Source organism: Arthrobacter sp. U41, assembly GCF_007679325.1.
Classification (GTDB): Bacteria; Actinomycetota; Actinomycetes; order Actinomycetales; family Micrococcaceae; genus Arthrobacter.
Genome location: NZ_VEGI01000001.1, coordinates 794,965 through 814,888 on the forward strand (window position 1 = coordinate 794,965; position 19,924 = coordinate 814,888).

Annotated in this window: 18 protein-coding genes; 1 reads left to right on the forward strand and 17 read right to left on the reverse strand. The window is 66.8% G+C overall.

Features of this window, described 5'->3' with window-relative positions; genetic code table 11:
* Nucleotides 1-7: 7 nt before the first annotated feature.
* The 17 genes from atpE to argS form a co-directional block, all read right to left on the reverse strand.
* Nucleotides 8-211 (reverse strand): ATP synthase F0 subunit C, encoded by a 204-nt coding sequence (gene atpE, locus FS787_RS03650; RefSeq protein ID WP_009356484.1) that lies wholly within the window; start codon nt 209-211, stop codon nt 8-10.
* A gap of 79 nt (nt 212-290) precedes the next feature.
* Nucleotides 291-1,091, reverse strand: coding sequence for a F0F1 ATP synthase subunit A (gene atpB, locus FS787_RS03655; RefSeq protein WP_144670940.1), 801 nt, complete (start codon nt 1,089-1,091; stop codon nt 291-293).
* 91 nt (nt 1,092-1,182) lie between these two features.
* Nucleotides 1,183-1,512 carry a hypothetical protein gene (locus tag FS787_RS03660; RefSeq protein WP_144670941.1) on the reverse strand — a complete coding sequence of 110 codons (330 nt, stop codon included), beginning with the start codon at nt 1,510-1,512 and terminating at the stop codon, nt 1,183-1,185.
* A complete protein-coding gene (locus tag FS787_RS03665) occupies nt 1,505-1,990 on the reverse strand; it encodes a hypothetical protein (protein ID WP_144670942.1) in 486 nt (161 codons plus the stop codon). The genes FS787_RS03660 and FS787_RS03665 overlap by 8 nt, the downstream gene beginning before the upstream one ends.
* Before the next feature lie 121 nt (nt 1,991-2,111).
* A complete protein-coding gene (locus FS787_RS03670) occupies nt 2,112-3,134 on the reverse strand; it encodes a glycosyltransferase family 4 protein (protein ID WP_260982468.1) in 1,023 nt (340 codons plus the stop codon).
* A complete protein-coding gene (locus tag FS787_RS03675; protein WP_144670944.1) occupies nt 3,134-5,011 on the reverse strand; it encodes a nucleoside-diphosphate sugar epimerase/dehydratase in 1,878 nt (625 codons plus the stop codon). The genes FS787_RS03670 and FS787_RS03675 overlap by 1 nt, the downstream gene beginning before the upstream one ends.
* A 174-nt stretch (nt 5,012-5,185) precedes the next feature.
* On the reverse strand, nt 5,186-6,142 hold the full coding sequence (locus tag FS787_RS03680; RefSeq protein WP_144670945.1) for a glycosyltransferase: 957 nt from the start codon (nt 6,140-6,142) through the stop codon (nt 5,186-5,188).
* A 7-nt stretch (nt 6,143-6,149) separates the two neighbouring features.
* The gene (locus tag FS787_RS03685) at nt 6,150-7,058 is read right to left on the reverse strand and encodes a glycosyltransferase (protein ID WP_144670946.1); all 909 of its coding nucleotides are present in this window, start codon (nt 7,056-7,058) and stop codon (nt 6,150-6,152) included.
* A 1-nt stretch (nt 7,059) separates the two neighbouring features.
* On the reverse strand, nt 7,060-7,815 hold the full coding sequence (locus tag FS787_RS03690) for an L-threonylcarbamoyladenylate synthase (RefSeq protein ID WP_260982376.1): 756 nt from the start codon (nt 7,813-7,815) through the stop codon (nt 7,060-7,062).
* 42 nt (nt 7,816-7,857) lie between these two features.
* The gene (prmC, locus tag FS787_RS03695) at nt 7,858-8,742 is read right to left on the reverse strand and encodes a peptide chain release factor N(5)-glutamine methyltransferase (RefSeq protein ID WP_144670947.1); all 885 of its coding nucleotides are present in this window, start codon (nt 8,740-8,742) and stop codon (nt 7,858-7,860) included.
* Between the two features lie 16 nt (nt 8,743-8,758).
* Nucleotides 8,759-9,832, reverse strand: a complete 1,074-nt coding sequence (gene prfA / locus FS787_RS03700; RefSeq protein WP_144670948.1) for a peptide chain release factor 1 — start codon at nt 9,830-9,832, stop codon at nt 8,759-8,761.
* Nucleotides 9,833-10,065: 233 nt separating this feature from the next.
* Nucleotides 10,066-12,264, reverse strand: coding sequence for a transcription termination factor Rho (rho, locus tag FS787_RS03705; RefSeq protein WP_144670949.1), 2,199 nt, complete (start codon nt 12,262-12,264; stop codon nt 10,066-10,068).
* Between the two features lie 329 nt (nt 12,265-12,593).
* Nucleotides 12,594-13,580: a homoserine kinase gene (gene thrB / locus FS787_RS03710; protein ID WP_260982377.1), complete on the reverse strand. Its 987-nt coding sequence runs from the start codon at nt 13,578-13,580 to the stop codon at nt 12,594-12,596.
* 2 nt (nt 13,581-13,582) lie between these two features.
* Nucleotides 13,583-14,689 (reverse strand): threonine synthase, encoded by a 1,107-nt coding sequence (gene thrC, locus FS787_RS03715; protein WP_144670950.1) that lies wholly within the window; start codon nt 14,687-14,689, stop codon nt 13,583-13,585.
* Complete coding sequence (locus tag FS787_RS03720; protein WP_144670951.1) at nt 14,690-16,036, reverse strand: homoserine dehydrogenase; 1,347 nt, start codon at nt 16,034-16,036, stop codon at nt 14,690-14,692.
* Nucleotides 16,037-17,578: a diaminopimelate decarboxylase gene (locus tag FS787_RS03725; RefSeq protein WP_144670952.1), complete on the reverse strand. Its 1,542-nt coding sequence runs from the start codon at nt 17,576-17,578 to the stop codon at nt 16,037-16,039.
* Nucleotides 17,579-17,583: 5 nt separating this feature from the next.
* A complete protein-coding gene (argS, locus tag FS787_RS03730) occupies nt 17,584-19,248 on the reverse strand; it encodes an arginine--tRNA ligase (protein ID WP_144670953.1) in 1,665 nt (554 codons plus the stop codon).
* A 212-nt stretch (nt 19,249-19,460) separates the two neighbouring features.
* Between argS and FS787_RS03735 the strand changes: the two genes are divergently transcribed.
* Nucleotides 19,461-19,910, forward strand: coding sequence for an FMN-binding protein (locus tag FS787_RS03735; RefSeq protein ID WP_144670954.1), 450 nt, complete (start codon nt 19,461-19,463; stop codon nt 19,908-19,910).
* Nucleotides 19,911-19,924: the final 14 nt, after the last annotated feature.

A 19,924-nucleotide genomic window follows, 5' to 3' on the forward strand; every position in this document is an offset into this window, starting at 1 on the left:
GTTCAGACTAGAGAACGAAGGCGAAGACCAGGCCGAGGATGGCGAGGGCTTCAGTCAGCGCAAGGCCGAGGAATGCGATCGGCTGGAGGACACGCTGTGCCTCCGGCTGACGTGCGACGCCGTTGATGTAAGCGGCGAACACGAGACCAACACCGATACCACCGCCGATTGCGGACAGACCGTAACCTACGAGGTTGAGATTGCCTTCCATTTTATTCCTTTCAAGATGCCATCTGTGTGGCAGGTTGTTTGGTGTGCTTCATCCCCGTGAGGGGAAGTTTGTGGGGTGCCTAGTGGCTGTCCGCGTGCAGCGCGCCTTCAATGTAGATGGCGGTCAGCAGGGTGAACACGTAGGCCTGCAGCGCCATGATCAGCGCTTCCAGCATGTACATGGCGATCGCGCCGCCGAGGACGAGGACCGACGTGCCCTTCAGGAGGATGTTCTCCTGCATGACGAGGAACTCGATGCCGGAGCCGGCGATCATCACGATCAGGTGGCCGGCCAGCATGGTCGCGAACAGACGGAGGCTGTGCGTGACGGGGCGGACCAGGAAGTTGGAGATGATCTCGATCGGAATGACGATCGGGAGGATGTAGACCGGAACTCCGGTCGGCACGGTGGCCAGCTTGAAGTACTTCAGGCCGTTCTTCTTGACGCCGATGGCGATCCAGGTGACGTACACGATTCCTGCGAGCACATAGGCGCCGCCGACGTGCGAGAAGCTGGGAAGCTGGATCAGAGGAATGGCGCCGTAGATGTTGTTCACCAGGATAAAGAAGAACAGGGTGAACAACAGCGGGACGTACTTCATGAAGTCTTTGCCGCCGATGATGTCCTTGGCGATGCCGTTGCGGACGAAGCCATAGGCGGCTTCGCCGGCGAACTGCATTTTGCCGGGAACAAGCTGGCCCTTACGGGCAGCCAGCAGAAAGAATGTGGCGATAATAACGACCGAAAGGATTACCAGCAGCATCTGCTTGGAGAATCCGTCGGCCGCCCCCCACGGCACGATTGCCGGCAGGTGCATTTCTTCAATTCCAGGAGGGGTGAACTCTCCTGAATCTTGGGCCGGGAGCGCAAGCGCGATCAACGCGTTTCCTCTCTGCAGTGTCCATCATTGGGCGTTGGTAGGGGCAAGGCGGCGTTGCGGCCGGCCTCTCCCCCTGTGAAGTTATTTGGCATTACTGATCCTCGTCCTCGGACGGGCCACGTGCAGCATTGTCCCCGCCAGCAAAATTGTCCGGGCTGGTGAGGCCGTGCATATGAGAAAGATAGAACCCTCCCGCGGCTCCCAGCAGGGCGCCTGCGAGCACAATCCAGCGGGTTCCCCACAGATTATCCAGACCCCACCCTATCAAACTCCAGACGAGGATTCCGCCAATAATGTAGCTGAAGACCGCGATGCCGGCGTTGTATCCGCCGTCGGCTCCGTCGCCGGAAACGCCGGGGGTGACGGCACGTCTTTCAGGGGCAACGGGCTTGTTTTTCGGTCGGACTTTGCGGCTAAACATGGGTGCCGCCTTCCGGGGTCTCGGGGTCGTTGTAGAGCTGGAGCCGTGCCTTGCTGAAACCATAGATCTCGGCGGCCTGCCACAGGACCACGGTCACGACGGCGCCGGCCAGGAACCAGCGTCCGTTCAGCCACTCGGGACTGCCGATGGCGAACAGCACAACGGCAAAGCCGACGACCTTGATGAAGTACGTGGCCGCAAACAGGCCGATGGCACCGGAGGAATGGTTCCGGCCGCCGAAGTGGCCCACCAGGAGGCTGATCGCGAAGAAGGCCATCACCAGGGCACCGCCGAAGACGGACGAAAGCGCCGCCTCCGCGCCGTCGAGCAGCAGCGCCGCCAGGGCGGTGAGCAGCAGCGCTCCGCCGGAAACGGCCGAACTGATGACCAGCAGGCGCAGCCACAAGGATTTTGTGGGACCTGAGACACCAACGGGTCCGGCGCCGGACACGGGTCCGGGTTCGGCGTTGGAGGTCATAGGATCCCAATCGTCGAGGAGGTGGCTGCTGTTCAGGAGTCGCGGGCGTCAACCCGCACCTGAATTCTACACGAGATAGAACATAACCTTGCCGCGGCCGGGTCCGGCGCGGCTTGGCGGCTTACGACGCCGGCACCCGGGTGACCTTCTGCCGGCGTCGGAAGCGCCCGATCAGGTCCGGGGAGGCAAGATAGAGCGCCAGCACGGCCAGGCTCCCGGCGGCGCACAGCACCACAACGGGCAGCGGGGCCGTGGCGGCAATGAAGCCAAGGACAATCACGGCGGCGGTGCAGGCGGACACCGTGGCGGCCGCCTGCAGGTGTGAGAAGCCGACATCGGTCAGGCGCTGGTAGATGTGCTCCCGGTGGGATGCGTACCAGCGTTCGCCGGACTTGATCCGGCGCAGCAGGGTGTAGCCGGTGTCCGCCAGGTAGACCAGGAGCGGGGTCAGGAGGTACTCGACGTAGACGCCGCTCAGGAACCCGGCCACCGCCAGGGCAGCAGCCGAGGCGCCGAGGAGGTAGCTGCCGACGTCGCCGAGGAACACGGAGCCCCGGGAGAGGTTCCAGGGCAGGAACCCCAGGAAGGCCATGGCCAGCACGGCGCCGCCGGCGGTGAGCCACGGCTGCCCGGCCAGTACACCGGCAGCCGCATAGGCGCCGCCGGTCAGGATTCCGTGGAAACTGGAAATCCCGTTGATGCCGTCCATGAAGTTGGCAATATTGATGTAGGCCGCGATGGCCACGGCGGCCAGGGGCAGCCACCAGAAGGACTGACCGGTGAGGACCAGCAGCGCCGCCGACCCTGCCGTACCGATTCCCAGCTGCGCGGCGGCGCGGCCGCGGATGGAGAGGCCGCGGAGGTCTTCGATCCATCCCACGGCCGCACTGGCGCCGATCACCGCAAAAACCACGAGGAATACTGACCGGTCCACCGTCACCGCCCCCAGCAGGATGGCGGCAGCGTATCCGATGGCAGTGGCCAGGGAGACGGCCACGCCCATGCCGCGGATGGTGGTCCGGCTGTGGGAGGACCTGGCCGACGGAACGTCGACGACGCCCATCCTGACCAGCCACGGCTTGACCGCGAACGGCAGCAGGATGCTCGCAAGCAGGGTGATGCCGGCAACGAGGATCAAGGGCATCACGATGCCGCCGCCCTGATGCTCTCGCCCGGTTCATCCGCCTCGTCGTCGGGGATGGACTCGATGTCCAGGCCCTGCTCGGCCTCGCAGCGGGCCAGCCAGACATTGAGGTCCAGCCCGGCGGGGTCCTGCTCGTGGGCCCGGGTGTGCGAAATCTTCGGATGGAGCGGGCGTTCGTCCAGCTCGCCGGTACCCACGAGTTCCTCGTGGAGCTTCTCGCCGGGCCGAAGCCCGGTGTAGATGATGTCCACTTTCTTGCCGGACATCGCGATCATGCGCTGGGCGACGTCCAGGATCTTGACCGGCTCCCCCATGTCCAGGATCATGACTTCGCCGCCCCGGCCGATCGCGCCGGCCTGGATGACCAGCTGGCAGGCCTCCGGGATGGTCATGAAGAAACGGGTGACTTCAGGGTCCGTCACCGTCACCGGACCGCCCACGCGGATCTGTTCCGTGAACAGCGGCAGCATGGAGCCGCGGCTTCCCATCACGTTGCCAAACCTGACGGAGACGAATTTACGGCCCGTCTGGCCTGCCATCCAGGCAGCGAGCTTCTCGGCAACGCGTTTGGAATGGCCCAGCGCCGTCGTCGGGTTGGCCGCCTTGTCCGTGGAGATATTCACGAAGTGGGAAACGCCGCTGCGCTCGGCCGCGCGCAGCACGTTGAGGGTGCCCAGGACGTTCGTCTTCCAGGCCTCCACCGGATACTGCTGCAGCAACGGAGCGTGTTTGAGGGCGGCGGCATGGAACACCACCTCCGGGCGGCGGTCCTGGAAGATCTCCTGCAGGGCGGCGCCGTCACGGATGCTGGCCAGCACCGTGTCGCGGCCGGCGAGGAGTCCCCGACCGGTGATGGAGATCTGGGTATGCTGCAGCCCCGTCTCGTCGTGGTCGAGCATGATGAGTTCCGCCGGAGAGAACTGGACGATCTGGCGGCACAGCTCAGAGCCGATGGAGCCGCCGGCGCCGGTGACCAGGACGCGCTTGCCCTTGATGTAGCCCGCGATCTCGTCGACCTTGATATCCACCGGGCGGCGGCCGATCAGGTCCTCGACCGCCACATCGCGGAAATCGGAGAAACCTTCGGGCGCGCCGCGGCCCAGCATGTCCCGGAGCGGAGGCAGGACCAGCACCCGGACGTTCAGCCCGGCAACGGCGTCGGAGATCCGGCGGACAACGGCAGCCTCGACGTTGGCGAAGGCCAGCACCAGCACGGTGGCGCGGGTGCGCCGGATGAGGGCCGGCAGGTCGTCGCCGCGGCCCAGGACCTGGACGCCGGAGAGCCGCAGGTGCTTCTTGCCGGGATCGTCGTCGATCAGGCCCACCGGGAAATACGGTGAATCAGAGTCCTGCAGCATGCGTGTCAGGAGGGAGTTGCCCAGGAAGCCCGCACCGTAGATCAGGGTGTTCTGGGCGCCCTCGCCGGGGCGGTTCTTGCCCTCGACATACAGCCGCTTGGCGTAGCGGGCGGCTCCCATAAAGAGGCAGGCGAAAGGGAACGCGATGAGCCCGACGCTGCGGCCGATGCCGATGGCCTCGTAAAGCACCAACAGGCTCAAGGTGATGGAGGCGGCCACAATCACGGTGACGAAGACGAGGGCCTTGGCCTCCTGGAAGCTGCCAAAGGGATACCTGCCGCGGTACAACGCCAGCGCGTAGCCGGCCGCGGCCTGCACAACAATGGCAATGGCCATAATGATCATGGCGCTGACAAGCTGGTCTTCCCTGATGCCCATTTCGTAGCGCAGCAGCAGGGCAAGGATGATTGCCACAACCCACGACATCGAGTCGAGGAACAGCTGGATCCAGATCCAGAGCGGAGGCTTCTTCTCGTCCGGTGCCGCGGCGGGTTCGCGCGCTTCAGATTTTGTAGTCAACAGAGATTGCAACCGACTTCCACTACCACGGCGGCCATGCGCCTGTTTCAAAATTTACCCGCCGTGCAACTGTCGGACGGCACCCGGGTCTCAGACGATACTAATAGGTATCGCGCCGGCAGCCCGGGTCCGCGTCGTGCGCGAGGGGGTGGTTTGCCCGGACCGGTGCCGGGGTCAGCCCTGGTCCCCGGCCGCCACCGGGGGCACCGGGGGCATGGGCTGCCAGTTGGAATCGGCGAGGATGCCGCGCGATTCGCGCCAGCCCTGCCACAGGGCGCCGGTCCCCTTCAGGCGGCGTTCAACCAGCACCAGGCGCACGATTTCCTTCAAATACGTCAGGGCCGTACCGGCCCCGAATCCGAACCGGTTGTACTTGCCGTGGACGCGCAGGTACTGCGCCACATGGCCGCGGTTCCGCATCACGTAGCGGCGGCTCAGGTCAGAGGAATCGTTGAGGTGGCGCACGCCCAGATCCACCTGGCGCTGGGCCCGGACCTTCTTGATGACAAAGGCGTTGACATAGACCACCGGGGTCTGCTGCGCCGCCAGCCAGCCGTAGATCAGGTCGTCCCAGGTGATAAAGAACCGCGGGTCCGGCAGCCCGATGGTGCGGGCCAGGGACGCCTTGATCAGCATGCCTTCGAAGTTGCCGACGTTGGTGCGGAAGACGTCGGATTTGCGGAAGACGTCGCCGGTGACGGGCAGGAACACGCCGAGGGACTCGACAAAGTGGTGCTGCCAGAAGAACGGCTTGCCGGCGGCGTCGTAGCGGCGGCCGATCATGCACGAGTAGTCCGGCGTGAACTTATCGAGCGCCTCGACCGCCCCGGGGAGCACCTCGACGTCGTCGTCCATCAGCCACAGCCACTCGGCGCCGGCGCCGAGCGCAATCTCCACGCCGCGGGAGAAACCGCCGGAGCCGCCCACATTCGCGGACAGGCGTTCGTAGTGGATCGGCACCCCGCCGGCGGCGACGGCGCGGGCCACCACGTCAGCGGTGTGGTCGTCGCTGGCATTGTCCACCACCACGATCCGGTCCGGACGCGTGGCCAGGCGGCTGAAGGACTCAAGCAGGTTCTGCAGGAAGTCGGCACGGTTGTAGGTGACGACGACGGCAAACAGGTTTTTCATGTCCGGCCTAGCTGTTGGTGGACATGAGCTGGGCCGGTGAGCCGAAGCCCTTTCCGCGGAACCCGGTGGAATAGGCCCGGAACCAGTGCGCCAGGCCCTTGAGATCGCGGGTCTTCAGGAAGTAGAACGGGAAGCCGACAATGTCCGCCCCGAACCAGCGCAGGTTGCGGTACTTCCGGGTGAGATAGCCGCGGTTGCGGAAGTAGCAGTACCGCTTGAACTCCCCCTCGGGGATGACCGGGGTGATAAAGCCGCCGAAGACCGGCTTCATCTCGGTCCACGTGGCGGGGTGCTGCACGGCGACGGTGGCCAGCGTGCCGTACTTGAGGCCGGCCTTCTTGACGCGCGAGAGGAAATCGACTTCATCGCCGCGGATGAAGAACTTCACGTCGGGGATGCCGATCTTGTAGAAGACCTCGGTGCGGATCAGGGCGCCGTTGAAGAAGTGCACCATGTCCGGGAGGTAGCCCATGGGCGCCAAGCGGGTGCGGTCGTTGGTCAACAGCCCGTTGATCCGGAAGTTGAAGGAGAGCCTGTTGGGGTCGGCCGTGGCGGCGACAAGCGGACTCACGATGTCGAGCTGGTGCTCCTCGGCGGCCGTCAGCAGTTCGGCGAGGCAGCTTTCATCCTCGGGGTGGCCGTCGTCGTCCATCATCCAGATCCACTCCGCGCCGCTGGCCATGGCCGCCAGGATCGCGTAGGCGAATCCCCCGGCTCCGCCGAGGTTCGCCTCGGAGCGCAGGTAGTTGATGTTGTCCCCGCCGGCGCTGACAACGTCCGTGGCCGGGATGGTGCCCGAGTCCACGAGCGCGATCGAGTGGATGGGGGCCGTCTGTTCGGCCAGCCCCTTGAGGAGGAGGGCCAATTCCTCATGGCGGTCAAAAGTTACGGCCGCGACGGCGACTTTGGGCTGCATGTCAGTTCCTCGGGGAATCGTCGACGGCGGGTGTTTCGGCGGTCTCGGAGCTTTCGGCGGTCCCTGGGGTTTCGGGCGGTTCGACGGCGGACGGTTCCTCGCCCACGCCCAACACGCCCGGGACAACTTCGCGGAGCCGCTCCAGGCTGATGGCGCCCTGGCGGACCACGCGCAGCGGAACGGCGGTGGCATCAACGATGGTGGACGGCAGGGCCTCGGCACCCTCGGCCGGGCGGGGGCCGCCTTCGAGGTAGACCTCCACCGACTCGGCAAGCTGGGCTTCGGCGTCGGCCGCGGTCTGCGCCGCCGCCTGGCCCGTGCGGTTCGCCGAGGAGACGGCCAGCGGCCCGGTGAGCGTGAGCAGGTCCTGGGCGACGTCGTCGGCCGGGATCCGCAGGGCCACGGTGCCCTTGGTTTCGCCGAGATCCCAGTCAAGGGAGGGCTGGGCGTGCAGGATCAGCGTCAGTCCCCCGGGCCAGAAGGCCTCGGCCAGGCGGCGCGCCTCGGCCGGGACATCCGTGGCGAGGCCGTCGAGCGCGTTGAGCCTGGGGATGAGGACGGGCGGCGGCATCTTGCGGCTGCGGCCCTTCGACGCCAGCAGCAGCGTCACGGCGAGGGGAGAAAACGCGTCGGCGGCGATCCCGTACACGGTGTCGGTCGGGACGACCACGCACTTGTGCTCCCGGATCGCCCGCTGGGCATGTTCAAGTCCGGCAGCGCGTTGCTCGGCTGCCGTGCAATCGTAGCTAGTGGTCACTGGCCCATTCTTTCATCACTTCGTCGGTTGCCCGGCCCACGCTCAGGCAGCCGGCCCGGCCAGGACGGCACTGGTGGCCCGGTCCTTGCCGTTGAGGTCGCGGTGCGTGGTCACTGCGTCCCACAGCCCGGAACGCTCCAGCATGGCGGCGATCCATCCGGCCTGGACTTCGGCGTGTTCCATCACGAAGTACCCTCCGGGGACCAGCAGCCGGGCCGCGGAAGCGGCGGCCGCCGTCGGAAGTTCCATGCCGTCCGCTCCCCCGCCGTACAGCGCCTCGGGCGGATCGTGCAGCGCCACCTCGGGTTCGTTGGGGATGGCTTCCGCGGGGATGTACGGAGGATTGGAGACGACGACGTCGAACGTCCCGTTGTGCGCTGGCAAGGCATCGCGCAGGTCGCCGCGGATGAGGTGGACGCCGAGCGGCAGCAGGTTCCTGGCGGCCCAGGCGTGCGCAAACTCGCTGAACTCGACGGCGTGGACCTCCGCGCCGGGGACCTCGTGCGCGATCGACCCCGCGATGGCCCCGGACCCGGTGCCAAGATCCACCACCTTGGGATGCGCCATGCCCTGGAGCCGGCCAGTTTCTTTGAGCCGGTCAATGACCAGCTGCACCACGGATTCCGTTTCCGGCCGGGGAATGAAGACCCCCGGTCCGACGGCCAGTTCCAGGTAGCGGAAATGCGCGACGCCGGTGATGTGCTGCAGCGGTATGCGCCGGGCCCGTTCGGCGATGAGTTCCTGGTACCCCTCCGGGGCCGGCGTGTCGCCCAGCATCAGGGCGCGCATCCGGCCGAGCCCGACGCCGAGGAGGTGCTCGGCCAGGAGTTCGGCGTCGATCCGGGGACTCGGGACTCCGGCGTCGGCGAGGGTGGAGGTGGCCTCGCGAATCGCGTCGGCGAGGCTGGGCCGGGTACCTTCTGTCATCACGACGGCGGCCGGACTAGTCGCCGATGGCGTCGAGCCGGGCCTGTTCGTCCAACTCGATGGCCGACTGGATGACCGGCTCCAGGTCGCCGTTCATGACCTGGTCCAGGTTGTAGGCCTTGTAGCCGGTGCGGTGGTCCGCGATCCGGTTTTCCGGGTAGTTGTAGGTCCGGATGCGCTCCGAGCGGTCCATGGTGCGGATCTGCGACTTGCGCTGGGCCGAGTTCTCGGCGTCGATCTGTTCCTGCTGGTGTGCCAGGATGCGGGCGCGGAGGACGCGCATGCCGGCCTCGCGGTTCTGCAGCTGCGACTTCTCGTTCTGCATGGCGACCACGATGCCGGTGGGAAGGTGGGTGATCCGGACGGCGGAGTCGGTGGTGTTCACGGACTGGCCGCCGGGGCCGGAGGAACGGTACACGTCGATCTTCAGGTCGTTCTGGTTGATCTCGAGTTCTTCGGGCTCGTCCACTTCCGGGAGCACCAGCACGCCGGCGGCCGAGGTGTGGATACGGCCCTGGGATTCGGTCACGGGCACGCGCTGCACCCGGTGCACGCCGCCTTCGAACTTGAGCCGGGCGTAGACCCCCTCGGCAGGATCGTTCGAGGTGCCCTTGATGGCCACCTGGACATCCTTGTAACCGCCGAGGTCCGATTCGTTGGCTGAGATCATCTCGGTCTTCCAGCCGCGGGATTCCGCGTACCGGGTGTACATGCGCAGGAGGTCGGCCGCGAACAGGGCAGCCTCGTCGCCGCCTTCGCCGCCCTTGACTTCAAGGATCACGTTGCGGGCGTCGTCCGGGTCGCGCGGAATCAGGAGCCGGCGCAGCTTCGCCGCAGCAGTATCCAGCGCAGCCTCAAGCTCGGGCACCTCCGCAGCGAACTCAGGGTCCTCGGCCGCCATTTCCTTGGCAGCAGCCAGGTCATCCTGGAGCCCGTGCCAGGCATGGTAGGCCTCAACGATGCCATTAAGCTGAGCCGAGCGCCGCCCCAACTTCCGGGCAAGCTTCTGGTCAGCGTAGACAGCAGGATCCCCAAGCTGAGCCTGGATAGCATCATGCTCATCCAACAGGCCCTGTACGGACTCAAACATTTTCAAAACCTTTCGTTCTGCACCCAGTTTAAATCAAGCGCAGGAATCGGCGCGCCGCGGTGGGCGAGCCCCGTAACTGCCGCGCGGATGTTCCGCCCCGGGAGTGGCATGGGGCCTGTCGGAGCGTTGCTGCTGACGTACGCAGTACGTCAGCAGCAACGCGAAGGGGCGGGGGCGGAACATCCGCGCGGCATCCACCGCACGAACGAACCGGCGCCCGCCCCTTGACTCAGCTACTTGTCGTTATCGGACTTCGCACCAAGCGTCGTCTTCTGCACCTGCATGAGGAACTCGACGTTGCTCTGGGTCTCCCGGATCTTGTTCGTCAGCAGTTCAAGGCTCTGCTGCGTTTCGAGTCCGGAGAGGACGCGGCGCAGCTTCCACATGATCTTGACTTCCTCGGGGGAAAGCAGGTTCTCTTCGCGGCGGGTGCCGGACGCGTTGACGTCCACGGCCGGGAAGATGCGCTTGTCAGCCAGCTGGCGGGACAGGCGCAGTTCCATGTTGCCGGTGCCCTTGAACTCTTCGAAGATGACCTCGTCCATCTTGGAGCCGGTCTCGACCAGCGCGGTGGCCAGGATGGTCAGCGAGCCGCCGTTTTCGATGTTGCGGGCTGCACCGAAGAAGCGCTTCGGCGGGTACAGCGCTGCCGAGTCGACGCCACCGGACAGGATGCGGCCGGAGGCCGGTGCCGCCAGGTTGTAGGCGCGGCCCAGGCGGGTCATGGAGTCGAGGAGCACCACAACGTCCATGCCCATCTCCACGAGGCGCTTGGCGCGTTCGATGGAGAGCTCGGCCACGGTGGTGTGGTCGTCGGCGGGACGGTCGAAGGTGGAGGCGATGACCTCACCCTTGACGGTGCGCTGCATGTCCGTGACCTCTTCGGGACGTTCGTCAACGAGCACCATCATGAGGTGGACCTCAGGATTGTTGGTGGTGATGGCGTTGGCGATGGACTGCAGGATGAGCGTCTTGCCGGCCTTCGGCGGCGACACGATCAGGCCGCGCTGGCCCTTGCCGATCGGGGCAACCAGGTCGATGACGCGGGGGCCGATCTTCTTCGGGTCCGTCTCGAGGCGCAGGCGCTCGGAGGGGTACAGCGGAACGAGCTTCGCGAATTCGACGCGGTCCTTGAGCTCCTCGGGGGTCTTGCCGTTGACCGAGGTGACGCGGACAAGCGCGTTGAACTTCTGGCGGGCGGACTGCTGCTGGTTCCCCTGCTGGGACTCGCCTTCACGCGGTGCACGGATGGCGCCGACCACGGCGTCGCCCTTGCGCAGGTTGTACTTCTTGACCTGGGCGAGGGACACGTAGACGTCGTTCGGGCCGGGCAGGTAACCGGAGGTGCGGATGAACGCGTAGTTCTCCAGCACGTCCAGGATGCCTGCGACGGGCAGCAGGACGTCGTCCTCGGTGACCTCGACGTCGTCGACGTCCGGTCCCTGGGCGCGTCCCCGACGGCGGTCGTTGCGGTCGCGGAAGCGGTCGTTGCGCGAGCTGTTGTCGCGGCTGTCCTGCCCGCCGGAGCGGTCGGAACGGTCGTTGCGGTCGCGCCGGTTGCGGCGGTTCCGGCGGCTGCCGCCGTCGCTGTCATCGTTGTCGCGGTTGTCGCGGTTGTCGCGGGCGTTGTCGCGGCTGCCGGCAGCCTCGTCGCGGCCGCCACGGGTGCGGGTGTTCTCGCGGCGCTGGCCGTCTTCGCTGCCCTGTTCAGCCTGGCGCTGGTCGGAACGCTGTTCGGTGCGCTGGTCGGAACGCTGTTCCGTGCGCTCGGCCTGGCGCTGATCGCCGGACGCCTGCTCAGAGGGAGCCTCGGCGGTCGCGCCCTGGGCGGTCCCCTGTCCAGTCCCCTGGCCTGCGGCCTGGTCGGCCACTTCGCCGCGGCGGCGGTTGCGGGTGCGCGGCTGGCGGGTGCGTTCGCCGCCTTCAGCCTGAGCGGCAGAACCAGCAGCGGCAGCGCCGGTTTCAGCAGCGCCGGACTCGGCGGGAGCCGCGGGAGCCTCCGCCGAAGCGGAAGTTGCCTCGGCGGCGGGAGCCGTGATGACGCCGTCGCTGCCGGCGCGGCGGCTGCGGCCGCGTCCACGGGCACGCGGGTTTTCCTGGGCCGGGGCCTCGGAATCGGCGGCAGGCGCTACAGCGGGTGCAGCAGCCGGAGCCGCGGACTGGGAGACGGTGCCGTTGTCGGTCGCCTTGTCAGCGCCGCGGGCGGGAGCCTTGCTCACGGGAGTTCCGGCGCGGTGGGCGGAAATGGCGGTCACCAGATCGCCCTTCCGCATCCGGGATCCGCCGGAAATCCCCAGCTGGCTGGCAAGCGCCTGGAGCTGGGCGAGCTTGAGGCCGGCGAGGCCGCTGCTCTTGGCGGGTGCTGCCGTTGACGATCCGGCAGCAGAAGATGATGTGTCCACAGCTGAAGACAGCTCAGTGGTTTCGGTCACGAAGGATCCTTCCCCCTCGACGGCGTCCAGGCTAGGAGCTGGGCGCGATGATTTTGATCCGGGCTGCAGTTCAGATCTGCAGCCGCGATTTCGGCCTTGCCGGATGGATATTGGCCGACACGGCCGGATACTGCGTTCACCTGGCGCGTCCCGGAACAAAAGGAACGGCGGGCTGACGTATCAGGGGAGCAGAGATACTTTTCTGCGGATTCCTGCGTCAGACCAAAAGCAGGTGGCACCAGAAAATATTGCGCAGTGAAAGATGAGAGAGGCAACTAGGCCAACATCGCGGTCTTATGAACGGCATTTTACACATACCGCCTGCGTGATTACCGCCGGTGCACTTCCACTTTAGCACCTTCAACGTCCACAGCCAGCTTCATCACACGCCAGCCCACGTCCGGCGTGTTGCCTGCCGTGAAGGAGCCGATGAACCCGACGGCGGCCTCGGCCTGTGCCTCTCCGTTGGCAAGGACCAGCACGGTGGGGCCGGCTCCGGAGACGACGGCGGCAAAGCCGGCGCGCCGCAGCGCGGCGATCAGGTCCGCGCTGGGGCGCATGGCCTCGGCACGGTAGCTCTGGTGCAGGTAGTCCTCGGTGCCGGCGAGCAGGAACTCCGGATTGTGCGTCAGCGCGTGGATCAGCAGGGCCGCCCGGCCGGAATTCATCGCCGCGGCGTGGTGGCCCACCGAGGCCGGCAGCAATGCCCGAGCCGCTTCGGTGGACAGTTCAAAGTCCGGAACTGCGACCACAGGGATGACCGTGGCGGCGACCTCCGCGCACGTGCTGCTGTACTGGTCACTGTCCTGCCACGACAGCGCCAGTCCGCCGAAAATCGCGGGTGCGACGTTGTCCGGGTGGCCTTCCATCTCGCTCGTCAGCTGCAGGACCCAGTCCTTGTCCCGGCGCGACGCCTCGGGGACCAGTGCATTGGCGGCGGTAACGGCGGCCACCACGGCACTGGCCGAGGAACCCAGTCCCCGGCCGTGCGGGTTGATGTTGTCTGCGGTGATTCGCAGGCCCTCGTGGCGGAAGCCCAGACGGTGGAGGGCCTCCGTGATGGCTTTGACCACCAGATGGCTGGCGTCGCGCGGCAGGGACTCCGCACCTTCCCCACTGAGCTCGAACTCCAGCTCGCCGCTGTCCAGGGTTTCCACCGTCAGGGTGTCGAACAGCGTCAGGGCCAGGCCCAGGCTGTCATATCCGGGGCCGAGATTCGCGCTGGTGGCCGGCACGCGGACCGTCACGAGCTGCCCGGCCGGAACCGCCGGTGTGTCCGCGGCGGACTCGGCCGGGATGGTGAGGGTGGTTTCCACTGCTATTTTTCTTCCAGTCCCAGGGCTGTGGCCACGGTGACAACGTCGTTCGCGACCTTGACCGGCTGCACTTCGCTGCCGTCCTCGGTGCGGAGCGCCCACTGCGGATCCTTCAGGCCGTGGCCGGTGACCGTGATGACGATGGTCTTGCCGGACGGCACTTCACCGGCAGCATGCTTCTTGATCAGTCCGGCGACGCCGGCAGCGGAGCCCGGCTCCACGAAGACGCCCTCACGGGCGGACAGCCAGCGGTGGGCGGACAGGATTTCCTCGTCGGTCACGGCCTCGATGACACCGCCGGACTCGTCACGCGCGGCGACGGCGGTTTCCCAGGATGCGGGATTGCCGATCCGGATGGCGGTCGCGATCGTGTCCGGTTCCGTGATCGGGTGGCCGGCGACGAACGGGGCCGCGCCGGCGGCCTGGAAGCCCCACATGACCGGGGTCCTGGTGGAGACCGCGGGGAGCGTGCCGGCGGTGATGGATTCGAAGGGTGCGCAGTATTCCTTGTAACCCTTCCAGTACGCGGTGATGTTGCCGGCGTTGCCAACCGGGAGCACATGGAAGTCCGGTGCGTCACCGAGCGAATCGACCACCTCGAAGGCACCGGTCTTTTGGCCCTCGATCCGGGCCGGGTTGACCGAGTTGACCAGGAACACCGGGTAGGACTCCCCCAGCTTGCGGGCGATGTCGAGGCAGTCGTCGAAGTTGCCGTCGACCTGCAGCAGGGTTGCGCCGTGCGCGATCGCCTGGCTGAGCTTGCCCATCGAGATTTTGCCTTCGGGGACCAGCACCACGCACTTGAGCCCGGCCGCGGTGGCGTACGCGGCGGCGGAGGCGGACGTGTTGCCGGTGGAGGCGCACACCACGGCCTTGGCGCCGGCGGCAACCGCAGCCGTCATGGCCATGGTCATGCCGCGGTCCTTGAACGAGCCGGTCGGGTTCATCCCCTCGACCTTGAGGTACACGTCACTGCCGGTGAGCGCGGAAAGCTGCTGCGCGTAAACCAGCGGGGTGCCGCCCTCCCCCAGGGTGATGACCGTCGTCTCCCCGGTCACGGGAAGACGTTCAGCGTATTCGCGGATGACGCCGCGCCATTGGTGAGCCACTTAGACTCCTTCTACCCGCAGTACGGATGTAACGGAATTGATGACGTCCAGGCCCTTGACGGCCTCGACGGTGGCTGCCAGTGCAGCCTCGCTTGCGCGGTGGGTCACGATCCGCAGTTCCGCTGATTCGATGTTGGAATCGGCGTCGCGGTGGATGGTCTGCCGCATGATTTCAATGGATACCCCGTGCTCGGCGAAGAGACGGGCGATTTTTGCCAGCACACCGGGCTGGTCGGCAACGTCCAGGCCGATGTAGTAGCTGGTGACCGCGGAGGTGATGGGCAACGCAACAACGTGGCCGGTGGTGGTCTCCGCACGGCCGGGGCCGCCCAGGACGATGCTGCGGGCCGCGGAGATGAGGTCGCCCATCACGGCGGAGGCGGTGGGTTTGCCGCCGGCGCCCTGTCCGTAGAACATCAGCTCGCCGGCGTTCTCAGCCTCGACGAAGACGGCGTTGAAGGCGCCGTGGACGGCTGCCAGCGGGTGTTCGCGCGGCAGCAGCGTCGGGTGCACCCGCACGGACACACCGGTGTCGCCGTCGGCTGTCTCCGTGTCTTTTTCCGTGCCTGCGGCGGGCCCCAGCTTTTCGGCGATCGCCAAGAGCTTGATGACAAAACCGGCGTCCTTCGCCGCGGCGATGTCGGCGGCGGTGACGGAACTGATGCCCTCGCAGTACACATCGTCGAGGGAAAAGCGCGTGTGGAAGGACAACGATGCAAGGATCGCGGCCTTGGACGCGGCGTCGTGGCCTTCAACGTCGGCGGTGGGGTCGGCTTCGGCGTAGCCCAGGCGCTGGGCCTCGGCCAGGGCGTCGGCGAACTGGGCCCCGGTGGAATCCATCTGGTCCAGGATGAAGTTGGTGGTGCCGTTGACGATTCCGAGCACCCGGCTGATCCGGTCGCCGGAGAGGCTGTCCCGGATGGGCCGCAGGATGGGGATCGCACCGGCGACGGCGGCCTCATAGGACAGCTGCACACCGGCCTTGTCCGCTTCCTCATGCAGGGTGGGACCGTCCTTGGCCACGAGCGCCTTGTTGCCGGTGACCACGCAGGCACCGTTCCGCATGGCGGTCAGGATCAGGGTCCGGGCGGGTTCGATCCCGCCCATCAGCTCGATCACCAGGTCGGCGTCCTTGACCAGGGTCTCGGCGTCGGTGGTAAACAGCCCGCGCGGCAGTTCCACATCCCGGGGGGCGTCGAGGTTGCGCACGGCAATGCCGGCCAGCTCAAGGCGGGCGCCGGCGCGGGACGCGAGCATCTCGGCGTCGTCAAGGAGAATCCGCGCAACCTGGGCCCCGACGTTGCCACAGCCCAGGAGGGCTACTTTCAGGGTTCGCAATTCGGTCATTCAGACTCCCATGTCGCGGTTGAGCAGATCTTCTTCGGTTTCCCCGCGGACAATGAGCCGGGCAGATCCGTCGCGCACAGCGACTACGCCCGGCCGGGCCAGATAGTTGTAGTTGCTTGACAGGGCCCAGCAGTAGGCGCCGGTACCCGGTACAGCGAGCAGATCACCGGCTGCCACGTCCTCGGGCAGATATACATCTCTAACAACTATGTCGCCGCTCTCGCAATGTTTGCCCACTACGCGGGACAGCTCCGGGGCCGCGTCCGACGTCCGGGAGGCCAGAATTGCCGAGTAATCCGCGTCGTACAGCACCGGACGCGGGTTGTCGCTCATTCCGCCATCCACCGACACATACCGGCGCGGGTACGTAACGTTTTTCTCTGCCGTACCAGGTTCTTCCGGTTCACCGGAGGCGCCGGAATCGCCGCCGCCGGCCGCCGGGGCGTCCACCCGGACGGTCTTCAGCGTGCCCACTTCATACAGCGTGAACGTGGTGCTGCCGACGATCGCGCGGCCCGGTTCGATCGATATCCGCGGTGCGGTGATCCCCAGTGCGGCGCATTTGGAGCGGACGACGGCGGCCATCGCCTGGGCGATTTCGGCAGCTGGCCGCGGGGTGTCCACGGGTGTGTAGGCGATGCCGTAGCCGCCGCCGAGGTCCAGCTCGGGGAGCACAATCGAGTACTTGGCCTGCATCGCGGCGAGGAAGTCCAGCAGCTTTTCCGCGGCGAGGGCGAAGCCGTCCGGTTCGAAGATCTGCGAGCCGATATGGCAGTGCAGGCCCAGCAGTTCGATGCTGGCATAGGCCGACGCCGCGGCCACGGCCTCCTCCGCCGCGGACAGGCCGGCCTGTTCGGTGGAATCCCCGGCCATGGACAGGCCGAACTTCTGGTCCTCGTGGGCCGTGGCGATGAATTCGTGCGTGTGGGCATGGACGCCCGGGGTCAGCCGCAGCATCACCTTGGCGGTTTCGCCGCGGGCTTCGGCGATCTTGGCGACACGCTCGAGTTCCGCGAGGCTGTCCACCACGATCCTGCCCAGCTGCAGGTCCAGCGCCCGGTGGATCTCGCCGTCGGACTTGTTGTTGCCGTGCAGCGCGACGTCGGCGCCGGGGATCCCGGCGCGGGCGGCGACGGCGAGTTCCCCGCCGGATGCCGTGTCCAGGCGCAGGCCCTCTTCCTCCACCCAGCGGACCACGGCCGTGCACAGGAAGGATTTGCCGGCATAGTAGACGTCCACTCCCCCGCAGATGTCCGCGAACGCGTCGTTGAAGGCGTCGGAAAAGGCGCGGGCACGGGCCCGGAAATCGTTCTCGCTCATCACGAACAAGGGCGTGCCGAACTGGCGCTGGAGCTCGCTGACGGGGATGCCGTCAATGGCGAGTTCGCCGGAAGCGTCCCGGGCCACCCCGGCCGCCCACATCGGCTCGTGCAGGGCGTTCAGGTCCCCGGGGACCTGCAGCCATGCCGGCGCGAGGGGGGAGGCCGCACCGGCAGGGTTGGAAGCGGGGTTAGAAGCGGGGTTGGACGGTTTTGTGGTCATGGCGGTTACATCCGTTCCGGCGCCGAGACGCCCAGCAGTTCCAGTCCGTTCGCCAGCACCTGGCTCGTGGCGTCGTTGAGCCACAGCCGGGTGCGGTTGAGGTCGGTGATCGGCTCGTCGCCCTGCGGGGCCACTCGGCAGGCGTCGTACCAGCGGTGGTAGGCGCCGGCGATGACCTCGAGGTGGCGGGCCACGCGGTGCGGCTCGCGCAGTTCGGCGGCCCGGGCCACGATCGAGGGGTAGCTGCCCAGGTGGGACAGCAATTCGTTCTCGGTCGCGTGCTCCAGGAGGGACGCCTCGAAGCAGTCCTTACCGTCCACACGGCGCTCCACCCCGGCCGCGACGGCGTTGCGGGCCGTGCCGCGGGAACGGGCGTGCGCGTACTGGACGTAGAACACCGGGTTCTCGTTGCTGTGCTTCTTCAGCAGTTCCGGGTCCAGCGTCAGCGGCGAATCGGCCGGGAAGCGCGCCAGCGAGTACCGCACCGCATCCTTGCCGAGCCAGGAGATGAGGTCCTTGAGCTCGATGATGTTGCCGGCGCGCTTGGAGAGCTTGGCGCCGTTGACGGAGACCAGCTGGCCGATCAGGACCTCGATGTTGACCTCGGGGTCGTCGCCGGCGGCGGCCGCGATGGCCTTGAGCCGGTTGATGTAGCCGTGGTGGTCGGCGCCCAGCAGGTAGATCTTCTCGGTGTAGCCGCGGTCCTTCTTGGACAGGTAGTAGGCGGCGTCCGCGGCGAAGTAGGTCGGTTCGCCGTTCGCGCGGATCATCACGCGGTCCTTGTCGTCACCGAAGTCCGTCGTGCGGAGCCAGACTGCGCCGCCGTCGTCGTAGACGTGGCCCTGCTCCCGGAGCCGTGCGACGGCGTCCTCGATCGCCCCGGCGTCGTGGAGTTCCTGCTCGGAGAAGTAGACGTCGAATTCGACGCCGAACTCGGCGAGGGTGCGCTTGATGTCGTGCAGCTGGGCCTTGTACGCCGCACCGCGGATCACCGGCAGAGCCGCGACGTCGGTCAGTTCACGGATGTCGGGATGCTGTGTCAGGACCTCGTGGCCAAGATCGGCGATGTATTCGCCGGGGTAGCCGCCCTCCGGGACACCGCGCCCGTGGAGCCGCGAGAGCACGGAGTGGGCGAAGACGTTCATCTGCGATCCGGCGTCGTTGATGTAGTACTCGGCCGTGACGTTCGCGCCGGAGGCCCGCAGGACGCGTGCGATCGCGTCGCCAAGCGCCGCCCAGCGGGTGTGGCCGATGTGCAGCGGGCCGGTGGGGTTGGCGGAGACGAACTCCATGTTGACCGTGTGGCCCGCGAGCGCTGAGTTGGTGCCGTAGTCCGGCCCGGCCTCGACGATGGCCTTGGCGAGGGCGCCGGCGGCGGCGGCGTCAACGGTGATGTTCAGGAACCCAGGGCCGGCGATGTCGACGGCGGAGACACCGTCGATGGACTTCAGCCGGGCACTCAGCACCGAGGCGAACTCCCGGGGGTTGGTGCCGGCCTTCTTGGCCAGCTGAAGGGCGATGTTGCTGGCCCAGTCGCCGTGGTCCCGGTTCTTCGGCCGCTCAACGCGCACCTCATCCGGGACGTCGGATGCGGAAAGCCCGATTTCACCGGCGGCGACGGCGTCTTTCAGGCAGGCGGATATGGCGAGGGAGAGTTCTTCAGGGGTCACGGTTCCAGCCTACCGGTGGCCCGCAGCGTGGCGGAATTTGGCGCCTGCCTTAACCCCGCAGACGGCCTGCGGAAAAATCATAGGTTCTAGCGGCAGGATCACAGAGTGAACCACTACGCTGAATTAAACGTCGTCATCGGAGTGTCTGCAGCGGCCGCCCCCGGCGTTCAGTCACTCCCCATCCGATCGTCGCCAGAGAAAAGAGCCGCTCAATGAACACCTCTCTCCGAAAAAGCGTAATCGTCGGCATCGCCGGACTTTCCCTGGCCGGTTCAGCGGCCGGATGCGCGCCGGGACAGGCCTCCGGCCCGCAGGACACCGGCGCCGCATCTTCCGCCGCCCCCTCAGCCGCAACGGGCGGCGGCAGCTACCAGGACGGCACCTACAGCGCCGACGGAAACTACGTCTCACCGAACGGCAACGAGACGGTGGGCGTAGAACTCACGCTGGCCGGCGGCGCCGTGACCGGCGTCAAGATCACCGAGCATCCGTCCAACCCCAACACCCGGAAATTCCAGGGCGAGTTCGCGGGCGGCATCCAGTCCCAGATCGTCGGCAAGCAACTCGACGAGATCAAGGTCTCAAAGGTGGCCGGTTCGTCGCTGACCAGCGGCGGCTTCAACCAGGCCGTGGAAAAGATCAAGTCCGAGGCCCAGGCGTAACAGCAAGTCACAGC